Origin of the sequence: Mesorhizobium sp. CA15 (genome assembly GCF_020165215.1) — a bacterium.
Lineage (GTDB): Bacteria > Pseudomonadota > Alphaproteobacteria > Rhizobiales > Rhizobiaceae > Mesorhizobium.
Genome location: NZ_JAIUHQ010000018.1, coordinates 60,022 through 79,167, shown reverse-complemented (window position 1 = coordinate 79,167; position 19,146 = coordinate 60,022). Strand labels below are relative to the sequence as shown.

At 65.5% G+C, this 19,146-nt stretch carries 20 protein-coding genes and 1 pseudogene; 11 read left to right on the top strand and 10 right to left on the bottom strand.

Features of this window, described 5'->3' with window-relative positions:
• Positions 1 to 21 precede the first annotated feature (21 nt).
• From LB515_RS23830 to LB515_RS23815, 4 genes are read left to right on the top strand one after another with little or no spacing between them, the layout of a single operon-like run.
• Positions 22 to 726, top strand: a complete 705-nt coding sequence (locus tag LB515_RS23830; RefSeq protein WP_224709155.1) for a CerR family C-terminal domain-containing protein — start codon at positions 22 to 24, stop codon at positions 724 to 726.
• A complete protein-coding gene (locus LB515_RS23825; RefSeq protein ID WP_224709154.1) occupies positions 723 to 1,676 on the top strand; it encodes an HlyD family secretion protein in 954 nt (317 codons plus the stop codon). The genes LB515_RS23830 and LB515_RS23825 overlap by 4 nt, the downstream gene beginning before the upstream one ends.
• Positions 1,673 to 2,593 carry an ABC transporter ATP-binding protein gene (locus tag LB515_RS23820; RefSeq protein WP_095770115.1) on the top strand — a complete coding sequence of 307 codons (921 nt, stop codon included), beginning with the start codon at positions 1,673 to 1,675 and terminating at the stop codon, positions 2,591 to 2,593. Before LB515_RS23825 ends, LB515_RS23820 begins: the two co-directional genes overlap by 4 nt.
• Positions 2,590 to 3,726 carry an ABC transporter permease gene (locus LB515_RS23815; protein ID WP_224606533.1) on the top strand — a complete coding sequence of 379 codons (1,137 nt, stop codon included), beginning with the start codon at positions 2,590 to 2,592 and terminating at the stop codon, positions 3,724 to 3,726. The genes LB515_RS23820 and LB515_RS23815 overlap by 4 nt, the downstream gene beginning before the upstream one ends.
• 93 nt (positions 3,727 to 3,819) lie before the next feature.
• Here the strand turns inward: LB515_RS23815 and LB515_RS23810 are convergent, their stop codons facing one another.
• Both LB515_RS23810 and LB515_RS23805 read right to left on the bottom strand, forming a co-directional pair.
• Positions 3,820 to 4,797, bottom strand: coding sequence for a threonine/serine dehydratase (locus LB515_RS23810; RefSeq protein WP_224709153.1), 978 nt, complete (start codon positions 4,795 to 4,797; stop codon positions 3,820 to 3,822).
• Between the two features lie 318 nt (positions 4,798 to 5,115).
• On the bottom strand, positions 5,116 to 5,439 hold the full coding sequence (locus LB515_RS23805) for a hypothetical protein (RefSeq protein ID WP_095770189.1): 324 nt from the start codon (positions 5,437 to 5,439) through the stop codon (positions 5,116 to 5,118).
• Positions 5,440 to 5,615: 176 nt separating this feature from the next.
• Between LB515_RS23805 and mbfA the strand changes: the two genes are divergently transcribed.
• Complete coding sequence (gene mbfA / locus LB515_RS23800) at positions 5,616 to 6,599, top strand: iron exporter MbfA (RefSeq protein ID WP_140847109.1); 984 nt, start codon at positions 5,616 to 5,618, stop codon at positions 6,597 to 6,599.
• Between the two features lie 163 nt (positions 6,600 to 6,762).
• Here the strand turns inward: mbfA and LB515_RS23795 are convergent, their stop codons facing one another.
• Together LB515_RS23795 and LB515_RS23790 are read right to left on the bottom strand one after the other, a co-directional pair.
• Positions 6,763 to 7,107: an antibiotic biosynthesis monooxygenase family protein gene (locus LB515_RS23795; RefSeq protein ID WP_140847106.1), complete on the bottom strand. Its 345-nt coding sequence runs from the start codon at positions 7,105 to 7,107 to the stop codon at positions 6,763 to 6,765.
• Positions 7,104 to 7,472, bottom strand: a complete 369-nt coding sequence (locus LB515_RS23790) for an NIPSNAP family protein (protein WP_140847103.1) — start codon at positions 7,470 to 7,472, stop codon at positions 7,104 to 7,106. Before LB515_RS23790 ends, LB515_RS23795 begins: the two co-directional genes overlap by 4 nt.
• A 168-nt stretch (positions 7,473 to 7,640) precedes the next feature.
• Between LB515_RS23790 and LB515_RS23785 the strand changes: the two genes are divergently transcribed.
• Positions 7,641 to 8,315, top strand: coding sequence for an ArsR/SmtB family transcription factor (locus LB515_RS23785; RefSeq protein WP_224709152.1), 675 nt, complete (start codon positions 7,641 to 7,643; stop codon positions 8,313 to 8,315).
• A 236-nt stretch (positions 8,316 to 8,551) separates the two neighbouring features.
• Here LB515_RS23785 and ligD read toward each other — a convergent pair whose 3' ends face one another.
• The 3 genes from ligD to LB515_RS23770 form a co-directional block, all read right to left on the bottom strand.
• Positions 8,552 to 11,053: a DNA ligase D gene (gene ligD / locus LB515_RS23780; protein ID WP_224709151.1), complete on the bottom strand. Its 2,502-nt coding sequence runs from the start codon at positions 11,051 to 11,053 to the stop codon at positions 8,552 to 8,554.
• Between the two features lie 12 nt (positions 11,054 to 11,065).
• Positions 11,066 to 11,929 (bottom strand): Ku protein, encoded by an 864-nt coding sequence (locus LB515_RS23775; RefSeq protein WP_224526179.1) that lies wholly within the window; start codon positions 11,927 to 11,929, stop codon positions 11,066 to 11,068.
• A gap of 81 nt (positions 11,930 to 12,010) precedes the next feature.
• Positions 12,011 to 12,517 carry a ferritin-like domain-containing protein gene (locus LB515_RS23770; protein ID WP_095770182.1) on the bottom strand — a complete coding sequence of 169 codons (507 nt, stop codon included), beginning with the start codon at positions 12,515 to 12,517 and terminating at the stop codon, positions 12,011 to 12,013.
• Positions 12,518 to 12,915: 398 nt separating this feature from the next.
• On the opposite strand from LB515_RS23770, the gene LB515_RS23765 reads away from it, so the two are divergent.
• The 5 genes and pseudogenes from LB515_RS23765 (at position 12,916) to LB515_RS23750 (ending at position 15,464) form a co-directional block, all read left to right on the top strand.
• Positions 12,916 to 13,062 (top strand): hypothetical protein, encoded by a 147-nt coding sequence (locus LB515_RS23765; RefSeq protein ID WP_095770181.1) that lies wholly within the window; start codon positions 12,916 to 12,918, stop codon positions 13,060 to 13,062.
• A 2-nt stretch (positions 13,063 to 13,064) separates the two neighbouring features.
• Entirely contained in the window at positions 13,065 to 13,190 is a 126-nt protein-coding gene (locus tag LB515_RS28210; RefSeq protein ID WP_263481806.1) for a hypothetical protein, read from the top strand.
• A gap of 85 nt (positions 13,191 to 13,275) precedes the next feature.
• Entirely contained in the window at positions 13,276 to 13,722 is a 447-nt protein-coding gene (locus tag LB515_RS23760; protein WP_224709150.1) for a thiol-disulfide oxidoreductase DCC family protein, read from the top strand.
• A gap of 30 nt (positions 13,723 to 13,752) precedes the next feature.
• Positions 13,753 to 14,085 (top strand): annotated as a pseudogene (locus tag LB515_RS23755) (saccharopine dehydrogenase NADP-binding domain-containing protein); the annotation flags it as partial.
• An 866-nt stretch (positions 14,086 to 14,951) separates the two neighbouring features.
• Complete coding sequence (locus LB515_RS23750) at positions 14,952 to 15,464, top strand: DUF4166 domain-containing protein (protein WP_318012645.1); 513 nt, start codon at positions 14,952 to 14,954, stop codon at positions 15,462 to 15,464.
• Here LB515_RS23750 and LB515_RS23745 read toward each other — a convergent pair.
• The 3 genes from LB515_RS23745 to LB515_RS23735 all read right to left on the bottom strand — a co-directional run bounded on the left by LB515_RS23745 (position 15,389) and on the right by LB515_RS23735 (position 19,081).
• A complete protein-coding gene (locus LB515_RS23745; RefSeq protein WP_224709149.1) occupies positions 15,389 to 15,766 on the bottom strand; it encodes a DUF1850 domain-containing protein in 378 nt (125 codons plus the stop codon). The two genes, LB515_RS23750 and LB515_RS23745, sit on opposite strands and share 76 nt — an antisense overlap.
• Entirely contained in the window at positions 15,763 to 17,889 is a 2,127-nt protein-coding gene (locus LB515_RS23740; RefSeq protein WP_224709148.1) for a TRAP transporter permease, read from the bottom strand. Before LB515_RS23740 ends, LB515_RS23745 begins: the two co-directional genes overlap by 4 nt.
• 232 nt (positions 17,890 to 18,121) lie before the next feature.
• Positions 18,122 to 19,081, bottom strand: coding sequence for a TAXI family TRAP transporter solute-binding subunit (locus tag LB515_RS23735; protein ID WP_224630090.1), 960 nt, complete (start codon positions 19,079 to 19,081; stop codon positions 18,122 to 18,124).
• Positions 19,082 to 19,146: the final 65 nt, after the last annotated feature.

Here is a 19,146-nt window from a genome sequence, read left to right as displayed (position 1 = left end):
TCGATTGATTAAAGTGTAGGTATGAACAAACGATCAATCGCAAGAAGGCCGCAGCGCGAGGTCGGCACCGCCGATCAAACGCGCGCGGCGCTTGTCCACGCGGCGCTCAGGCTGTTCGGGCGAAAGGGTTTCGACGGCACCTCGACGCGGGAGATCGCGGCCGAGGCCAAGGCCAATATCGGTTCCATCGCCTATCATTTCGGCGGCAAGGAGGGCCTGCGCGCCGCCGCCGCCGACTTCATCGTCGACACCATCCAGGGAATTGCCGGCCAGGCGCTGGGCGGCGTGCAAGCAACGGCTCCCCTGGACCCGGAAGCAGCCCGGGCGCAGCTTTTCGCGGCGCTCGAGCGGATGGTGGGTTTCATCGTGGCCAGTCCGCAGGCCGGCGAGATCGTACAATTCGTACTTCGCGAGCTCTCGCATCCGACGGCCGCGCTCGACCGCATCTATGCCGGCGTGTTCGAGCCGACGCACCGGCGGCTGTGCCAGGTCTGGGAACAGGCGACCGGCGAGCCGGCCGAGAGCGAAGCGACCAAGCTCACCGTCTTCACCATGATCGGCCAGGTCATCTATTTCCGCATCGGCCGCGAGGCGGTGATGCGCCGGATGGGCTGGCGCGACATCGGCAATGAAGAGGCCGCCAAGGTGGTGGCGGTCGCAACCGACAATCTCAGGGCAATGCTGGCCGCGCGGGGGGCCGCCGCCGGCAAGAAGGGCAAATCATGAGCTTTCTCTGTTCGCTGCCGCTCGCGGCCCAATTGTTCGGCGCCTGCGCGCCGGCCGCACCTTTGGCCGTCGGCTATGTCGAAGGCGAATATGTGCTGATGGCGCCGATCGAAGTGGCCCAGGTGGCGACGGTGACGGTTCGGCGCGGCGACCGCGTTGAGAACGGCACGGCGGTGGCGACGCTGGAAGACGCCGACGCCAAGATCGAGGTTGCGCAGGCTAAAGCCGCGCTTGCGCAGGCGCAGGCGCAGCTTGCCGACCTTCAGGTCGGCAAGCGCCCCGAGGAAATCGCCGTGCTCAAGGCCGAGGTCGACATGGCCAAAGCCCAGGCGGCCGACGCCAAGCGCAAATACGACCGCGCCAGCGACCTCTACAAGCGCGGCACCGGCACCCAGGCCGACTACGACACCGCCTCGGCTTCGCTGGAGACCGCCAACGCCCAGGTCGGCCAGGCGGAAGCCAATCTCGCCGTCGGCAATCTGCCGGCGCGGGCCGAGACCATCAAGGCCGCCGACAACCAGGTCAAGCAGGCGCGGTCGACCCTGGAGCAGGCCGAGTGGCGGCTGTCGAAGCGGGTGCTGGCGGCGCCCTCGCCTGGCCGCGTCAACGACGTCATCCGCAATCCAGGCGACACAGCCGGGCCGACCGCGCCGGTGATCTCGATGCTGCCGGACGGCGCCGTGAAGCTCAGCGTCTATGTGCCCGAAAGCGCGTTCTCGGCGGTCAAGGTCGGCACCGAGCTCAACGTCCGTTGCGACGGCTGCGGGACGGGACTGAAGGCACGCGTCAGCTATGTCTCGCCCGACCCCGAATTCACGCCGCCGGTGATCTACTCGCTGGAGAACCGGCAGAAGCTGGTCTATCTCGTCGAGGCGCGGCCGGAGGGTGATGCGGGACCGCTGCAGCCCGGCCAGATCGTCGATGTCGATCTTGCGGATCTCGGGCAATGAACGCCATCGACGTTCGCGGCCTGGTCAAGCGCTTCGGCGACAAGACCGTCGTCGACCATGTGACGATGACGGTCGCCGAAGGCGAGATCGTCGGCTTCCTCGGGCCGAACGGCTCAGGCAAGACGACGACCATCCGTATCATGTGCGGGCTTTTGACGCCGGACGAAGGCGACGGCACGGTGCTGGGCTTCGACATCCGCACCGACGCGCTCAAGATCAAGCGCGAAGTCGGCTACATGACGCAGAAATTCTCATTCTACGAGGATCTGACGATCGGCGAGAACCTCGAATTCGTGGCGCGGCTCTACCGGCTGAGGCCGGTCGAGGAGTATGTCTCGCGCACGCTTCAGGATCTCGGCCTGGCCAGCCGCCGCAACCAGTTGGCCGGCACGCTTTCCGGCGGCTGGAAGCAGCGGCTGGCGCTGGCCGCCTGCATCATGCACGAGCCGAAGCTGCTGCTGCTCGACGAGCCGACGGCCGGCGTCGATCCGAAGGCGCGGCGCGAGTTTTGGGACGAGATCCATCGCCTCGCCGGCGGCGGGCTGACCGTGCTCGTCTCCACCCACTACATGGATGAGGCCGAGCGCTGCCACCGCATCAGCTACATCTCCTACGGCAAGATGCTCGCCACCGGCACCGTGGACGAGGTGGTGAAGAATGCCGGGCTGACCACTTTCGTCTTGCAGGGGCCGCGGCTCGACCAGGTGGCCGAGGCGCTGCAAGGCAGGCCCGGCGTCGACCAGGTGGCGCCGTTCGGCGCGACGCTGCATGTCGTCGGCTCCGACAAGGCGGCGCTCGAAAAGGCGCTGGCCGACGTCGAGAAGGAACACAAGGGCGTCACCGTGAAGCCAGGCGAGACCAGCCTCGAGGATGTGTTCATCCAGTTCATGGCCGGCTCGAAGGACAATATGGCATGAAAGCGGTCTTCTCCTTCGCCAGGCTGGGCGCGCTGCTCATCAAGGAATTCATCCAGATGCGGCGCGACCGCATCACCTTCGCCATGATGCTGGGGGTGCCGCTGATCCAGCTGGTGCTGTTCGGCTATGCGATCAACAACGACCCGAAGAGCCTGCCGGCCGCGCTGGTGGCGACCAGCAGCGACCCTTACACGCGGGCGATGGTCTCGGCGCTGCAGACCACCGGCTACTACCGCTTCGACCATGTCGCGCAAAGTGCGGCGGAAGCCGAGTTCCTGATGGCGCGCGGCGACGTCTCCTTCGTCGTCACCATCCCCGCCGATTTCGCCCGCCGCGTCGAGCGCGGCGACAACCCGCAGATCCTGATCGAGGCCGACGCCACCGACCCGGCGGTGGCCAGCGGCGCGATCTCGACGCTGAGCACTGTGGCCGGCCAGGCGCTGCTCAGGGCACAGGGCACTGAGGAAACGGCCAAGGAGGCGGCGCGCGGCCAGCTCGATGTCGTCGTGCACCGGCGCTACAATCCCGAGGGCATATCGCAATACAACATCGTTCCCGGCCTGCTCGGCGTCATCCTGCAGATGACGATGGTGATGATGACCTCGATCGCGCTGACGCGCGAGACCGAGCGCGGCACGATGGAAAACCTGCTGGCCATGCCGTCGAGCCCGCTCGAGATCATGATGGGCAAGGTGCTGCCCTACCTGGTGGTGGGCGCAGTGCAGGTGGTGGTGGTGCTGGCGGCAGCGAAGCTTCTGTTTGCCATTCCCTTCATGGGGTCGCTGTCGCTGCTGCTGTCGACCGTGCTGGTGTTCGTGCTGTCGCTGGTGCTGCTCGGCTACACGATCTCGACGATCGCGCGCACGCAGATGCAGGCGCTGCAGCTCACCTTCTTCTTCTTCCTGCCCTCGATCATGCTGTCGGGCTTCATGTTCCCCTATCGCGGCATGCCGGGCTGGGCGCAGACCTTTGGCGAGATCTTCCCGCTGACCCATTTTCTGCGCATCACCCGCGCCGTCATGCTGAAAGGGGCGGAGCTGCCGGCGGTGGCGACGGAAGTCGGCTGGCTGGTCGTGTTCGTGGCATTGTTTGCCGGGGTAGCGCTGGTGCGCTTCAGGCGAACGCTGGATTGAGATCACGGAAAATCTTGCGCACAAAAGCCTAAGGCTGGCGGGACAGCGGGGGGCGCGAAGGATCACAACGATTCTCGCGTGCAGGCCGCGCCTCTAAGCCGCCGCCATGATCTCCGCATAGGTGCCGAAATCGACATTGCCGCCGGAGAGCACCACGGCAACGCATTTGCCGGCAAGGTCGATCTCGCCGGATGAGAGCGCGGCAAACGCGACGCAGCCGCCGGGCTCGACCACCAGCTTGAGATGGGCCATGGCGTCGCGCATCGCCTGGGCGGCCGCCTTGTCGGAGACGGCGATGGCGCCGGCGAGATTCCGGCGGTTGATCTCGAAGGTGATGGCGCCCGGCTCGGCGGTGAGCAGCGCATCGCAGATCGAGCTGTGGCCGGGCTCGTTCGCGACCCGCTCGCCCTTGGCCAGCGAGCGGCGCGTGTCGTCGAAATGCTCCGGCTCGACCGCCCAAACTTGCGTGCTCGGCGAAGCGTCCTTGACCGCGACGGAAATGCCGCTCGACAGGCCGCCGCCGCCGCAAGGAACGACGACGGCGTCGAGCGCTGCGCCAAGCGCTTTCGCCTGCTTGATCAGTTCCAGGCCGATCGTGCCCTGGCCGGCGATGATCGCCGGATCGTCGAAGGGCGGCACCAGCGCCATGCCCTTTTCGATATAGGGGCGAACGACCGTCATGCGGTCGTCCTTGTAGCGATCGAACGGGACCACTTCGGCGCCCATCTTGCGGACATTGCCAACCTTGAGCGCCGGCGCATCGGCCGGCATGGCGATCACCGCCTTGGCGCCGAACATGGCGGCCGAGGCCGCCACGCCTTGCGCGTGGTTGCCGGACGAGAAGGCGACGACGCCCCGGCCGCGCTCTTCCTCGCTCAGGGTAGACAGCTTGTTATAGGCGCCGCGAATCTTGAAGGAGCCGGTTCGCTGCAGCGTCTCGGGCTTGAACAGAATGCGGCCGCCATAGCGCTCGTTGAGCTCGGGCGATTCGATGAGCGGCGTTTCGACGATCAGGCCGGAAAGCCGGTCGGCGGCGGCGCGGATGTCGGAGATGCCGGGCAGGGTGAGCATGATGGGCCTCGCGGGATGAGCACCGTCATGGTGCACGCAAACCGAGGCGTCGCGCCAACGAAAAAATGTGATGGAGACAAGGTTTTGGAAGATGCGCCAGCGGCTGTCACCTTCGTCATTCCAGGGCGGAGCAAGGAGCGGAGCGACGCGCGCAGACCCTGGAATCCATGCCGTAACGTCCGTGACGCGCGAAAGCGGACCAGAATTGGGTCGCTTTTTACAGCGAATTTGGAACGATTGTTCTGCACCGCCGCATTCTACGGCAGAAGTCACGGCATGGATCCTCGGGTCAAGCCCGAGGATGACGAAAGCGCAGATTCACCCCAGCAGCGTCTTCGTCCTTTTGCTGCCGCCCAGCTTGCGCCAGGAGTTGAAGCGGTGGGTGGCGGCGGCGAAGGATATCTTCATCTGCTGCGAAACCGTGTAGCGCGACTTGCCTTCGTCGAACATGCGGTAGCAGCACTCGGCGCCTTCCTCGGTCAGCTTGCCGTCCGGCGTCTTGTTGTGCGGGTTGGCCGGGTCGAATTTATCGAGCTGTTCCTCGACAAGACCCTTCAGGCGCTGCAGGTCGGCCTCGATGCTGGCGATGAGATCGAGAACCGGCTTGGCGTCAAATGCGTGCGGGGGCTTCTTGTCCGTCATGCCGGGCGTCCTTCAATTTCGGTGGCGGTCAGTTATATAGGCAAACATTCGGCAATAATGAAGGGTTTGGCCTCGCGCGATCAGCGTTCGCGCGCCCGCAGCCCGCGCCGTTGGCAATTGACCTTCAACTGCCAAGATCATAGTTTAGAACAATTCTAAACTAGAGTGATCCCATCATGCTTTCCCGTGTTTTCGGCTTCGGCCGCCGTTCCTTCGATTCGCTTTCGGAGCAGGAGATCCTGGCGCTGGCGATCTCCTCCGAGGAGGATGACGGACGCATCTACCGCGCTTATGCCGATGGCCTGGCGCAGGACTTTCCGCAATCGGCAAAAGTTTTCGAGGCGATGGCCGAGGAAGAGGACGGCCATCGCGATTCGCTCATCGAGCTTCACCGCAAGCGCTTCGGCGAGCGCATCCCGCTGATCCGACGCGAGCATGTGAAAGGCTATTTCGAGCGCAAGCCGGACTGGCTGGTGAGGCCGCTCGGCATCGAGCATGTGCGGCGGCAGGCCGAGGAAATGGAGCGGCAGGCCTATCGCTTCTATGTCGAGGCGGCCAAGCGCACCACCGATGCCTCGACGCGCAAGCTGCTCAATGACCTCGCCGCGGCCGAGCAGGGTCATGAAAGCTCGGCCCATGAATTGGAACAGCAGCATGTGCCGGGAACCGTCAAGGTGGAGGAGGCGACGGCCGAGCAGCGCCAGTTCATCCTCACCTATGTGCAGCCCGGGCTGGCCGGGCTGATGGACGGCTCTGTGTCGACGCTGGCGCCGATCTTCGCCGCGGCGTTCGCCACGCACGACACCTGGCAGACGCTCCTGGTCGGCCTCGCCGCCTCGATCGGCGCCGGCATCTCGATGGGTTTCACCGAGGTCGCCTCCGACGACGGCAAGCTGTCGGGGCGCGGCTCGCCGCTCAAGCGCGGGCTGACCGTCGGCCTGATGACTTCGCTGGGCGGTCTCGGCCACGCGCTGCCCTATCTGATCCCGCATTTCTGGACGGCCACTGCCGTGGCGGCCGTGGTGGTGTTCTTCGAGCTCTGGGCGATTGCTTTCGTTCAGAACCGCTACATGCAGACCCCCTTCTGGCGCGCCGCCTTCCAGGTGGTGCTGGGCGGCGCGCTGGTGTTCGGGGCGGGCGTGCTGATCGGCAATGCGTAGCGCCGGCGCTCCCCTTCTCCCCTTGTGGGAGAAGGTGTCGCCGAAGGCGACGGATGAGGGGTGCTCCAGGGAAAGCAAGCGTCTCACTCCGCTGGACCACCCCTCATCCGTCTCGGCGCTTGCGCGCCGATCCCCCTTCTCCCACAAGGGGAGAAGGGGGAGCCTACCCGTTCACCTCGCGGCTATCCTGCGGCGCCTCGGCCCTTTCCTCCATCCCATAGTCGCGCATGACATGGGCGATGCGCAGACGGTAGCCGGCAAAGATGCCGCCGCGCCCGGCTTTCTGCGCCTGCCGGTGCTCCTCGGTGTTGCGCCAGGCTTTCACCGCTTCCTCGTCGCGCCAGAAGGACAGCGACAGCACCCGCCTGGGATCGGTCAGGCTCTGGAAGCGCTCGACCGAGATGAAGCCGTCGATGCTCTCGAGCAGCGGCTTAAGCTCGGCGGCGATGCCGAGATAGGCATCGCGCTTGCCTTCCGCCGGCTCCACCTCGAAGATGACAGCGATCATGTCTCGACCCCTTCCTTGACAACCACGTCGGTACGAAAGACCTGTCTCGGCCCATGCGGCCCGGACACCAGCTTCAGGAAGACGCGGTCCTCCTTCAAGATGAATTTCTCGCGCCGCGCGAATTCGTAATTTGCCTTGCCCGCCGGGTCGGCGGCAAGCCGGGCGCGATAGGCCTCATAGGCCGCGAGGCTCTCGATGTTGTAGACGGCGTAAGCGGTGGTGGCCGAGCCTTCATGCGGGGCGTAATAGCCGATCAGGTCGGCGCCGCAGCGCGGAATGGCCTGGCCCCAGGCCCGTGCATATTGCTCGAACGCCGCCTTGCCGAACGGGTCGATCTCGTAGCGGATAAAGCAGGTGATGGTCATGCCGGTCTCCTCGTCGGCTGGTTTTGGACGACGACGGTTCGACCGCGGTCGAAACATCGCTTGCGCCTTTGTGCTAGGCATTCTCCTGCCAGGAGAGTTTGCCGCGCTGCTTGAGCCGACCGCAGAATAGTGCTTCCCTGACAGGAATGCTTCGATGAGGATCGAACCATGCGTGAAGGACCCGACATCGCCCGCATCGCCAGCCTGGTCGGCGACCCGGCCCGCGCCAACATGCTGAACGCCCTGATGGGCGGTACGGCGCTGACGGCGTCGGAACTGGCGCTGGAAGCCGGCGTGTCGCTGCCCACCGCTTCCTCGCATCTGTCGAAGCTGATGGATGGCGGCCTGCTGACCTTGGCCAGCCAGGGCCGACACCGCTATTACGGTCTCGCCGGCGCGCAGGTGGCCGGCATGATCGAGGCGATCATCGGCGTCGCCGAAGCGGTCGGCCCGAAGCGCGTGCGGCCGGGACCGCGCGACGCGGCCATGCGCGTGGCGCGAGTCTGCTACGATCACCTGGCCGGCGAGCAGGCGGTTACGATGCTCGACCGGCTGCTCGACAGGAAGCTTTTGCTGCGCGACGACAACCAGATCAGGCTCTCGCCATCCGGCGCCTCGCATTTTTCCGCGCTCGGTATCGAGACCGGTGTCAAGGCGCGGCGGCCGGTTTGCCGCGCCTGCCTCGACTGGAGCGTGCGGCGATCGCACCTCGCCGGCACGCTTGGTGCGGCCATCCTCGACAAGATCATCGCCGAGAAATGGGCGCGACGCGAGAAGGACAGCCGCGCCGTGGTGTTCTCGCCGACGGGCAAGCAGGAGTTTGAGCGGGTGTTTCTGGCGTAGGGTCACGCGCAAGCGATACCTTCGCAATGTCGGCGCGAGGCGCCCCCCTCTGGCCTGCCGGCCATCTCCCTCTCAAGGGGGGAGATTGGCAGTTCTGGCGCTCCGCCATTCTTGCAACGTTGGAGATTGGCGAAACCGGCTGAGCGATTAATCTCCCCCTCGAGGGGGAGATGGCCGGCAGGCCAGAGGGGGGCGCGAAGGATCGCGGCTTTGCCGGCTCTGCCGTCCACGCAAACCTACCCCCGCTTCAGTGGCTTCCCCAGCTTGAAGAACTCCTTCCACGGATCGGCCTTCTTCAGCTGTGCCAGCGTGGAAGCATCCCCAAGCGGGAACGCATTCGGCGCCAGGCCCTTCTTTATCTCCGGCCAGGTCGCCGGCATCGATATCGTCGCGCCCTTCTTGGCGCGCGAGGAATAGGGCGCGACGGTGGTCGAGCCCCTGCCGTTGCGCAGATAGTCGACGAAGATCTTGCCGGCGCGCGCCTTCTTCGACAGCGTCGCCGTGTAGCGGTCGGGCGCGGCCTGCTCGAGCGCGCGGGCGAAATCATGGGCGAAATCCTTGACCTCGTCCCACTCCGCCGACGGCTTCAGCGGCACCAACACGTGATAGCCCTTGCCGCCTGAGGTCTTGACCAGGTTCGGCAGCGACAGCTCGTTGAGCTGCTCGTGGATGTCGAGCGCGGCCTCGCGCACGCGGCCGACATCGACGCCTTCGTCAGGATCGAGATCGAAGATGATCTGGTCCGGCTTTTCCAGCTTATCGATCGTCGAGCCCCAGATATGCACCTCGACCACGCCGTACTGGACAAGCGCCGCCAGCCCGTCGAAATCCTTGATGAACAGTATCTCCTCGCCGTCGGTCGGATCGTTCATCCTGGCGATCTTGTCGCTCATGCCGGGCGAGGCGTGTTTCTGGAAGAAGCGCTGGCCGTGGATGCCGTCCGGTGCCCGCACCAGGCTCAGCGGCCGGTTGACGACGAATTCTGCCATGCGCGGCCAGACCAGCGCGTAATGATCGAGCAGGTCCCGCTTGGAAACCTTTTCGTCGGGCCATAGCAGCTTGTCGGGATGCGAGAGCTTGATCGAGGTCTTCGCCGTTCCGGCCGAGGGTTTCGGCGCGGTCTTTGCACCCGGCTTCGCCCCGGTTTCGGCCTTCTTCGGCTGTTCCTGCACGACTTCCTCCGCCGGCTTGTCCTCGCGCAACCCCTGGAACGAGGCGTGCCGGATTATACGGTCGGAAGTCCAGCTGCGGAACTCCACCTCGCCGACAAGTTCCGGCTTGACGAAGGTGAGGCCCTTGCCCTTGGGCACGGCGGCCGAGAACGGCGAGGCCGTCGCCTTGAGGCCGTCGAGCTTCTTCTTCAAATCCGTCATCACCTTGCCGGAAAAGCCGGTGCCGACACGGCCGGCATAGTGCAGCTTGCCGCCTTCGTTGAAGCCGACCAGCAGCGAGCGCAGGCCGCGCCCGGTCTTGTCCGAGGGCAGATAGCCGCCGATGACGAATTCCTGGCGCAGCGTGCATTTGGATTTGATCCAGGAGAGCCCCCGCCCACTGCGGTAGGGCGCGTCGGCGCGTTTCGACACCACGCCTTCCAGGCCCATGCGGCAGACATGCTGCAGCATGACCTTGCCCGGCTCGTGGAAATGGTCGCTGAAGCGCAGCGCCGAATGGTCGGGCTGCTGGCCCAGCAGCTCTGCCAACGCCTGCTTGCGTTCGACCAAGGGCTCGGGGCGCAGGTCCCTGCCGTCGAGCCGCATCAGATCGAAGACATAGTAGACGAAGCGGTCGGCGCGTCGGGCCGACAGGTCCGCCTGCAGCAACGGGAAGGATGACACGCCGCTGTCGGCCAAAACCACGATCTCGCCGTCGATGATGGCGTCGCGGCATTTCAGCCTGGCAAGCGCAGCGGTGACAGGACCATCGAATTTGTCCGTCCAGTCGAGACCGGCGCGGGTGAGCAGCCTGACCTCGCTGCCGGCGATCTGCGCCTGCATGCGGTAGCCGTCGAATTTGACTTCATGCAGCCAGTCCTCGCCGGCGGGCGCATCCTTTTCCAGCGTCGCCAGCTGCGGCTCGATGAATTCGAGACGCTTGCCAGGCCCGGCCTTGGTCTTGGCGGCAGCCGGCCTGTTGGATTGCCAGACTTTCGGTGTCTGCCCCCTGGCGGTCTTGCCTTCGCCCACCTCCTCGATGGTCAGGCCCGACTTCACCGATTTCGGTTCCTCCTCGAGAACATCCTCGCCGGGCCGGGCGGCGGCATCGTCGGATTTGATCAGCAGCCAGTTGTCGCGCTTCTCGCCCGGGCGGGGCCGCAGCCTGACCAGATGCCAGCGGCCGTTGAGCTTGTGGCCCTCGAGCTCGAAGTCGATATGGCCCTTCTTCATGCCCTTGGCCGGATCGCCATCCGGCGTCCACTTGCCTTCGTCCCAGACGATCACGGAGCCGCCGCCATATTGGCCCTTCGGAATGGTGCCTTCGAAGGACGCGTAGTCGATCGGGTGATCCTCGACATGCACGGCCAGCCGCTTCTCATGCGGATCGAGGCTCGGGCCGCGCGTCACCGCCCAGCTCCACAAGACGCCGTCATGCTCAAGCCGGAAATCATAATGGAGCCGCGTGGCGGCATGCTTCTGGACGACGAAGATGCCGCCGCCTTGCTTTTGCCTGCCGACCTTGCCGGCCGGCTCGGCGGTCTTCTTGAAGTCGCGCTTGGCGTGATACTGCTCGAGGCCGGCCATGCCGCCATCCTCCTATGCGGATTTGCGTTTTGGCGCGGCCTTGCTCTTGCTTTTCCCGGCCGCCGCTTTCGATGTGGCCTTGCCGGCTTTGCCGCCGCCTTCCGCGTTCAGGCTCTTCTTCAACGCATCGAACAGGTTGACCACATTGGACGGCTTTGGCTGCGCCTTGGCCTTGGGCGCCTTCTTGCCCGCCTTTTTGGCGCGGATCAGCTCAAGCAGCGCCTCCTCGTAGCGGTCGTCGAATTTCGACGGGTCGAACTTCGTCTTCTTGCCGTCGATGATGTGCTGGGCCAGGTCGATCATCTCCTTGTCGGTCTTCGCCGCCGCGATGTCCTCGAACACCGTCGCCGGCCGGCGCACCGTGTCGTCGTAGCGCAAGGTGGTCAGCACCATGCCCTTGCCGAGCGGCTCGATCGCCACCGGCCGCTCGCGCCGATAAAGCACGATGCGCGCAAGCCCCGCCATCTTCCTGGCCGCCATCGCGTCGCGGATGACGGCGAAGGCTTCTTGCGACACCTCGTCCGCCGGGGAAACATAGTAGGGCGTGTCGAGGTAGATCTGCTCGATCGAGGATTTCTCGACGAAGCCGTCGAGGCTCATCGTGTGCGAGGATTCGATCTGCACCGCCTCGATCTCGTCCTCCTCGATATGGACGAAGTCGCCGTCGCTCACCTCATAGCCCTTGACCTCGTCGCCCTCTTCAAGCGGCTTGCCGGTGCCCGCATCGACATAGATGCGCTTGACGGTGTTGCCGGTCTTGCGGTTGAGGATGCGGAAAGAGACCTTCTCGGCCTGGGTCACGACGTTGGTGAGCTCGATGGCGCATGTGACCAGCGACAGTTTGAGATAGCCCTTCCAAGCCGGGCGTGGTGCCATTGCGAACTCCTGCGCGATGCGGTTTCAATCGCAACGGACAGGGGTTCGCTTGGGTTCCGGGAGGGCTGGCCACGCGGCCTGCTATTCGGCGGCCTGCAGGTTGACCTTGCTTTCCGCGATCTCGGTGAGCTTGCGGTCCGTCGCCTCTTCTTCCTTGAGGTTCTTGGCCAGCACGTTGGCGCAGTCGCTGCGGCCGAGCTGCTTGGCCCAGGCGATCAGCGTGCCGTAGCGCGTTATCTCATAGTGCTCGACGGCCTGGGCGGAGGCGATCAGCGCAGCGTCCAGAACCTCCTTGTCGTCGACATCGCCGCTGACTTCGTCAGCCTCCGCGAGGATGCCGTCGATGGCCGGGCAATTGACGGTCTTGGCCTTGACGCCGTGCAGCTCGAACACCTGCTCGACCCGCTCGATGTGACCCTTGGTCTGCGCGAGATGCTTCTCGAAGCCGCCCTTCAATTGCGGATCGGTCGCCTTGTCGATCATCTTCGGCAGCGATTTCTCGATCTGCTTCTCGGCATAATAGATGTCGCGCAGCGTGTGGATGAAGAGGTCGTCCAGCGTCTTGATGTCTTTCGAAAAGAAGCCCATGGCGGTTGCCTTTCCATGTTTCGCATTGTCGGGAAGTTGCGCGGCAGAGGGCCGCCAACACGGCCGGTTCGCCCCCGGCCTTGAGGGGTCAACGTCGTGTTCCGGGACAGGTTCCTGCCCGACCAGGCGCACGAAAGGAAATTCCCTGTCACCAGCCGGACGTGAAACAGATGCGCGCGCAAGCGACATCGGAACGAAACATATGTGATGCAAAAGTCACACGGAGCGGAATCGCGACGAAAGGCGCCGAAAGACCCCGAATCAGCCGCAATCCCGCCACGAAGCAACGTGTTTCGGACCAGAAATTAACATCACGTTCACCGACTATTCACGCCTCGACGCTATGCTCTCGAACAATTCGGACGGGACATCCGAAAGCGGGACAGGGACCAGGTAAAATGAACTTCTGGAATCACATCGCCGGCTATGCCGCAGCCATTCGCGAATTCGTCGCGCCGACCTATCGGCCGGAGCGCTATTACATGCGCGGCCCAGGGCCGGCCTGCGCGCGCCGCGGCAACTCGCTGGGCGTCGGCGTGAACTGATCATGACCCGCGAACGAGCCCACCATGGCCGCATCTGCCGGCCGGCCGCCGACCAGCGCGCCACCACCTATCGCGCCGAGCGGTTGACGCTCGCCGGCAACTGGCGTGCGACAACGCCGCGACTTTGACGCCGCCGCCGGCTGCCTTAGTGTCTCCCCTAGCTTAGTGCCCCCTTGGTACAGCGTAAGGGGGTCACAAGCAGCCGGGGCCGCCATGACCGACCTGCCCGAACGTCCCATCTTGCCGCGCCGGGCCTATGACGCCCGCCAGCCGCTCATCGTGTTCGACGGCGTCTGCGTGTTCTGCTCGGGCTTCGTTCAGCTTATCCTCAAGCTCGACCGAAAAAAACGTTTCCGCTTCGCCACCGCGCAGTCGCCGCTCGGCGAGGCGCTGTTTCGCGAGCACGGCCTGCCGACCGACGACTACGACAGCAATCTCGCCATCATCGACGGCGCGGCCTTCTCCAAGCTCGACAGTTTCGTCGCGGTCATGGACGCGCTCGGCTGGCCATGGCGCGCCGCGAAGGCGCTGCTCATCCTGCCGCGGCCGCTGCGCGACTGGCTTTATGACCGCGTCGCCAAGAACCGCTACGCGCTGTTCGGCCGGAAAGACAGTTGCGAGATACCTTCGGCCGAGTTGCGGGAGCGATTGATCGGCTGACGGCGGTTGCGGCAGGCTTGGGGGCAAGGCATGAAGCTTCTCATCGTCGGCGGCTACGGCACCTTCGGCGGACGCATCGTCCGATTGCTGGAGAACGAGCCACGCCTCGAGCTCATCATCGCCGGCCGGTCGCTCGCCAGGGCCGAGGCTTACTGCAAAGGACGGGGCGCGACCGAGGCCAGGCTTGTGCCGACGGCATTCGACCGCGACGGCGACCTTGCCGCGCAACTCGCCGGCATGCTGCCCGACATCGTGGTCGACGCCAGCGGTCCGTTCCAGGCCTATGGCGAGGGGCGCTACCGGCTGGTCCAAGCCTGTATCGGTGCGCGCATCCACTATCTCGACCTTGCCGACGGTTCGGACTTCGTCGCCGGGGTATCAGCCTTCGACGCGGCGGCCAAGGCGGCGGGCGTAATGGTGCTCTCCGGCGTGTCGAGCTTTCCTGTGCTGACGGCGGCGGTCGTGCGGCGCCTTTCGGCCGGCATGGTGCGTGTCGACGGCATCCGCGGCGGCATCGCACCGTCGCCCTTCGCCGGCGTCGGCGAGAACGTCATCCGCGCCATTGCAAGCTATGCCGGCCGGCCGGTGCAGATGCTGCGGGGCGGCAGACCGGCCGAAGGTTATCCGTTCACCGAGCAGATGCGCTATACGATCGCGCCGCCCGGGCGCGTGCCGTTGAGAAACACGCTGTTCTCGCTGGTCGACGTGCCGGATTTGCGCGCGCTGCAGGCGTTGTGGCCGGAAACGAAGATGATCTGGATGGGCGCCGGCCCGGTGCCCGAGCTGCTGCACCGGGCGCTGATCGGCCTGGCTTGGCTGGTCCGCGCTGGCCTGGTGCGGTCGCTGTCGCCGCTGGCGCCGCTGATGCATTGGGCGACCAACCGGCTGTCATGGGGCGAGCATCGCGGCGGTATGTTCGTGGAGGTCGACGGCGCAGATGCAGAGGGCAGACCAAACAAGCGGTCCTGGCACCTGTTGGCCGAGGGCGATGACGGGCCGCTGATCCCGTCCATGGCGGTCGCGGCGATCGTCCGCAAGGCGCTCGACGGCCGCATGCCCCCACCAGGCGCGCGGGCGGCCGTGCGCGACGTCGAGCTGGAGGACTATGAAACGCCGTTCGCCGGCAAGACGATTTACACCGGCTTCAGGGACGACACCGGCAAAGGAAGGCGCTTTATCCCGGTCTGCTCGGCGATGCGTGGGAAAGCCTTCCGGCTGAAATCCGCGCCATGCATGAGGGAGCGGCAATGGCGAATGGACGCGCCAGCATCGAACGCGGCGGCGACATTCTTAGCCGGCTTGCCGCCCGCATGGCCGGCTTCCCACCTGGCGCGGCCGATGTCCCCGTCAAGGTGCGTTTCGCTGCCGACGGGCACGGTGAGACCTGGACGCGGACTTTCGCAACGTACGGTTTTTCGAGCCGGCAGTTTGCCGGGCGTCGCCGATCGGAGCGGCTGCTTTGCGAGCGCTTCGGCCCGCTCACCTTCGCCATGGCGTTGGTGGCGGGCAAGAACCGCCTGTCGCTCGTGCTGCGCCGCTGGAGCTTTCTCGGCCTGCCGCTGCCGATGTGGCTTTGTCCGCGCTCGACCGCGTACGAAACCGTCGAGGACGGCCGCTTCCGCTTCCATGTCGAGATATCGCACCCGGTCGCCGGGCTGATCGTGCGCTACCGCGGCTGGCTCGAGCCGTCGCACGGTTCAAGCACGGTGGGTTCGCCGGCCGTCTCGCCCAATTCGCGGTAGCCGGCGGCCGTGCACAGCGTCCAACCCTTCCCGGTGGCGCCGGACGCCGCGAGCACCAGGCGCGGCTGGGGTCCGATCCGCGGCGCATAGACCCACCAGCCGCTGCGCAGCATCGAGCCCTCCGGCGGCTCCATGCCGGCGCCGGAGCCCTTGACCCGCGCCTCAACGACCTGCAGCCCGGCCGGCAACACTTTCCAATCCTCCTGCCAGCGCGTCCGTTCCACCGAATGCGTCCAGGACAGCGTGAAGGCGGCGACGGCAAGCGTCACCGTCTTGCCGGCGGCGAGGATGCACAGGCTCATGCGGTCCCGGCCGCGGACAGCCGGCGGGCGCGCCACCAGTGCCAGCCGATCCAGACAAACGCCAGCGCCCAGCCGGTCTCGTCGGTGAGCGGCAATGCGGCCACCAGCAGCAGGCCGGCGCAGAACGCGACGAGACGCTCCCACCAGGCCATGCGGCGGGCGAGGAAGCCGACGGCGGCGGCGCCCCAGAGCACGATGCCCATGCAGGCCTTGATGAGGATATAGCCGACCTCGACGGGATAGCCGAACGACGCCGCGATGGGACCGGCGTCCTGCAGCATCAGCGCCGGCGTGTAGACGGCCATGAACGGCACGACGAAGCCGGCAATGGCGAGCTTGGTCGCCTGGATGCCGATCTTGAGGCCGCTTTCCTTGGCCATGGGTGCTGCGGCAAAGGCGGCGAGCGCCACCGGCGGGGTCAGGTCCGCCATGATGCCGAAATAGAAGACGAACATGTGGCTGACCACCAGCGGCACGCCGAGCGACAGCAGCGCCGGGCCGGCAAGCGAGGAGGTGATGATGTAATTCGGGATGGTCGGAATACCCATGCCGAGAACCAGGCAGGTGAGCATGGTCAACACCAGCGACAGGAACAAATTGTTCTCGCCGATGGAGATGATCCAACCGATGAAGGTGGAGGCGATGCCGGTGAGCGTCAGCGTGCCGATGACGATGCCGACGATGGCGCAGGCGATGCCGACGGGCAGGGCGTTCTTGGCTCCTTCGGCAAGCGAGTCGACGCAAATGCGCAGCGTCTCGCGCCCGCCCTTGAAGGCGAGGCAGGCGATGACGAGCGCCGCGATGACGAGGCTCAGCACATTGACGCCGAAGCGCATGAAGGACGCCGCGGCAAGCCCGAGCGCCAGCCAGAAGACGAAGCGAAAGGCAAGCGGTCCGATCAGCGCTGCCAGCGGCGTGCCGAGGATGAGCACGATGGTCAGCGCAAGGCCCATCGTGCCGGCGAAGATCGGCGTGTAGCCGGCAAAGAGCAGATAGACCAGAACGGCAAGCGGCAGCACGAGTGGCCAGTGCTTCCTGACCGCCTCCCACGGATTGGGCAGCTCCGTCTTGGCCATGCCGTGCAGGCCGGCCTTGCCGGCCTCCAGATGCACCTGCCAGAAGCAGGCGCCGAAATAGAGCAGCGCCGGGATGATCGCCGCCTTGACCACCTCCGCGTAAGGGATGTTCAGGGTCTCGGCCATGATGAAGGCGACGGCTCCCATCACCGGCGGCATGATCTGGCCGCCCATCGAGGAGGTCGCCTCGACCGCGCCGGCGAAGGCGGAGCGGAAACCGAAGCGCTTCATCAGCGGGATGGTGAACTGGCCGCTGGCGACGACATTGGCGACACCCGAACCGGAGATGGTGCCCATCAGCGCCGAGGACAGCACGCAGACCTGGGCCGGGCCGCCGCGCCACGAACCGACGAGGCCGAGCGCGAAATCGTTGAACAGCGCGATCATGCCGGCCCGTTCGAGGAAGGCGGCAAAGACGACGAAGATGAAGATGTAGGCGGCCGAAACATAGACCGGCGTGCCGTATATGCCTTCTGTGCCATAGGCGAAGGTGTCGACAAGCTGCGCGAAATCATAGCCGCGATGTATGAAGGGCGGCGGCAAATGATTGCCGACGAAGCAATAGGCGAGGAAGATGAAGGCGATGACCGCCAGCGGCAGGCCCATCAGCCGCCGCGCCGCCTCGAAGACCAGCACCACCAGCAGTGCGCCGACGATCAGGTCCGGCGTGGTGAGGAAGCCGGAGCGGCGGATGAGATCGGCATAGAAGATCCAGTTGTAGAGGCCGGTGCCGAAGCCGAGCAGGCCAAGCACCCAGAAGCCCGCCTTCGCCGCGGCGCTCCTGGCGCGCAGATTGGCGATCAAGCCGAAACCGAGCAGCAGCAGGAAACCGACATGCATGGGCCGCACCACCTGGCTGGGCAGGCTGCCATAGGCGGCGATGTAGATCTGGAAAACGGAGAAGGCGACGGCAACCAGGAAGGCCGCCTTGCCGGCGAGGCCTTCGCCGAAACCGGGCGGCAGACCTTCGACTTGTTCCTCGGCGACGGGAAGATGGAACTTGGGCGGGTTGCCGTCGCTTGTTGTTGCGGGCTTGGCTTCGCTCATCCGACGGGCTCCAAGACGAACGAATGACAGTGCGAGGCACCCCCCTCTGCCCTGCCGGGCATCTCCCCCGCAAGGGGGGAGATCGGAAGCGTCAATGACGGCGCTCTTCCTGCTACATCGGCAATTGGCGAAGCGCGCGGCGACAGCCAATCTCCCCCCTTGCGGGGGAGATGGCCGGCAGGCCAGAGGGGGGTGCTTGGCGAAGACATCTCAGCTAGTCGCACCACTCTTTCTACTTCAGCAGCCCTTTTTCCCTGTAATATTTCTCCGCGCCGGGATGCAGCGCCACGGGCATGCCGTCCAGCGCCTTGGCCGGATCGATCGCCTTGGCGGCGGCATGGGCGGCTACCAACTGGTCGAGATGCTCGAACAGCAGCTTGGTCATCTGGTAGGCGGTCTCGTCGGAGACGTCGGCCCGGGTAATCAGGAAATTGCCGACCGCGGCGGTCGCGACATCCTGCGTCTGGCCTTCATAGGTGCCTTTCGGGATAACCACGGAAAGATAGGGCGCGCCGATCTTGGCGACGTCCTCGGCCGGCACGGCGACGACGTTGATGGGAACCGAGGTGGCGAGATCGCGGATGGAAGCGACGCCGAGGCCGGCCGACTGCAAGGTGGCGTCGAGCTGGCGGTTCTTGATCAGCTCGACCGACTCGGCGAAGGGCAGGTATTCGACCCGTCCGAGATCCTCGTATTTGAGACCGGCGGCGGCGAAGATGGCGCGCGCGTTGAGCTCGGTGCCGGAGGCGGGCGCGCCGACCGACAGGCTCTTGCCCTTGAGGTCGGCGAGCGTCTTGATGCCGGAGTCCTGGCTGGCGACGATCTGGATGTAATTGGGATAGATCGCGGCAATGCCGCGCAGCTTGTCGAGCTTGCCCGGGAAGCCGGCCTCCGTATTGCCTTCGGCGGCCATCTTGACGGAATCGCCGAGCGCAAAGGCGATCTCGCCCTTGCCCTGCTGCAGCAGGTTGAGGTTCTCGACCGAAGCCTTGGTCGCCTGAACCTGGGTGCGCGAGCCCTCGATGCCCTTGCCGTAAATCTCCGACAGGGCGACGCCGAGCGGATAGTAGACGCCGGACGTGCCGCCGGTGAGCACATTGATGAATTCCTGCGCCCCGGCCGACACGGCGCCAAGGCCGAGCGACAAGGCCAGCGCGCCGGCGGCAATAGATTTGGTCCTGAAATTGAACATCGCGATTTCCTCCCTGAAAATGTCGGCCCGCAATCCGCCCCCTCCCGGCGAGCCCGCGACGAGTT

Bases quoted from the DNA above. Each gene is read 5' to 3' on its own strand.
- LB515_RS23745 (WP_224709149.1), bottom strand. From the start codon at position 15,766: ATGAGCCTGTGCATCCTCGCCGCCGGCAAGACGGTGACGCTTGCCGTC.
- LB515_RS23735 (WP_224630090.1), bottom strand. From the start codon at position 19,081: ATGTTCAATTTCAGGACCAAATCTATTGCCGCCGGCGCGCTGGCCTTG.
- LB515_RS23750 (WP_318012645.1), top strand. From the start codon at position 14,952: ATGCATGAGGGAGCGGCAATGGCGAATGGACGCGCCAGCATCGAACGC.
- mbfA (WP_140847109.1), top strand. From the start codon at position 5,616: ATGCTTTCCCGTGTTTTCGGCTTCGGCCGCCGTTCCTTCGATTCGCTT.
- LB515_RS23790 (WP_140847103.1), bottom strand. From the start codon at position 7,472: ATGACCATCACCTGCTTTATCCGCTACGAGATCGACCCGTTCGGCAAG.
- LB515_RS23740 (WP_224709148.1), bottom strand. From the start codon at position 17,889: ATGAGCGAAGCCAAGCCCGCAACAACAAGCGACGGCAACCCGCCCAAG.
- LB515_RS23770 (WP_095770182.1), bottom strand. From the start codon at position 12,517: ATGGGCTTCTTTTCGAAAGACATCAAGACGCTGGACGACCTCTTCATC.
- LB515_RS23805 (WP_095770189.1), bottom strand. From the start codon at position 5,439: ATGACGGACAAGAAGCCCCCGCACGCATTTGACGCCAAGCCGGTTCTC.
- LB515_RS23810 (WP_224709153.1), bottom strand. From the start codon at position 4,797: ATGCTCACCCTGCCCGGCATCTCCGACATCCGCGCCGCCGCCGACCGG.
- LB515_RS23830 (WP_224709155.1), top strand. From the start codon at position 22: ATGAACAAACGATCAATCGCAAGAAGGCCGCAGCGCGAGGTCGGCACC.
- LB515_RS23825 (WP_224709154.1), top strand. From the start codon at position 723: ATGAGCTTTCTCTGTTCGCTGCCGCTCGCGGCCCAATTGTTCGGCGCC.
- LB515_RS28210 (WP_263481806.1), top strand. From the start codon at position 13,065: ATGACCCGCGAACGAGCCCACCATGGCCGCATCTGCCGGCCGGCCGCC.
- LB515_RS23760 (WP_224709150.1), top strand. From the start codon at position 13,276: ATGACCGACCTGCCCGAACGTCCCATCTTGCCGCGCCGGGCCTATGAC.
- LB515_RS23775 (WP_224526179.1), bottom strand. From the start codon at position 11,929: ATGGCACCACGCCCGGCTTGGAAGGGCTATCTCAAACTGTCGCTGGTC.
- LB515_RS23815 (WP_224606533.1), top strand. From the start codon at position 2,590: ATGAAAGCGGTCTTCTCCTTCGCCAGGCTGGGCGCGCTGCTCATCAAG.
- LB515_RS23820 (WP_095770115.1), top strand. From the start codon at position 1,673: ATGAACGCCATCGACGTTCGCGGCCTGGTCAAGCGCTTCGGCGACAAG.
- LB515_RS23765 (WP_095770181.1), top strand. From the start codon at position 12,916: ATGAACTTCTGGAATCACATCGCCGGCTATGCCGCAGCCATTCGCGAA.
- ligD (WP_224709151.1), bottom strand. From the start codon at position 11,053: ATGGCCGGCCTCGAGCAGTATCACGCCAAGCGCGACTTCAAGAAGACC.
- LB515_RS23795 (WP_140847106.1), bottom strand. From the start codon at position 7,107: ATGATCGCTGTCATCTTCGAGGTGGAGCCGGCGGAAGGCAAGCGCGAT.
- LB515_RS23785 (WP_224709152.1), top strand. From the start codon at position 7,641: ATGCGTGAAGGACCCGACATCGCCCGCATCGCCAGCCTGGTCGGCGAC.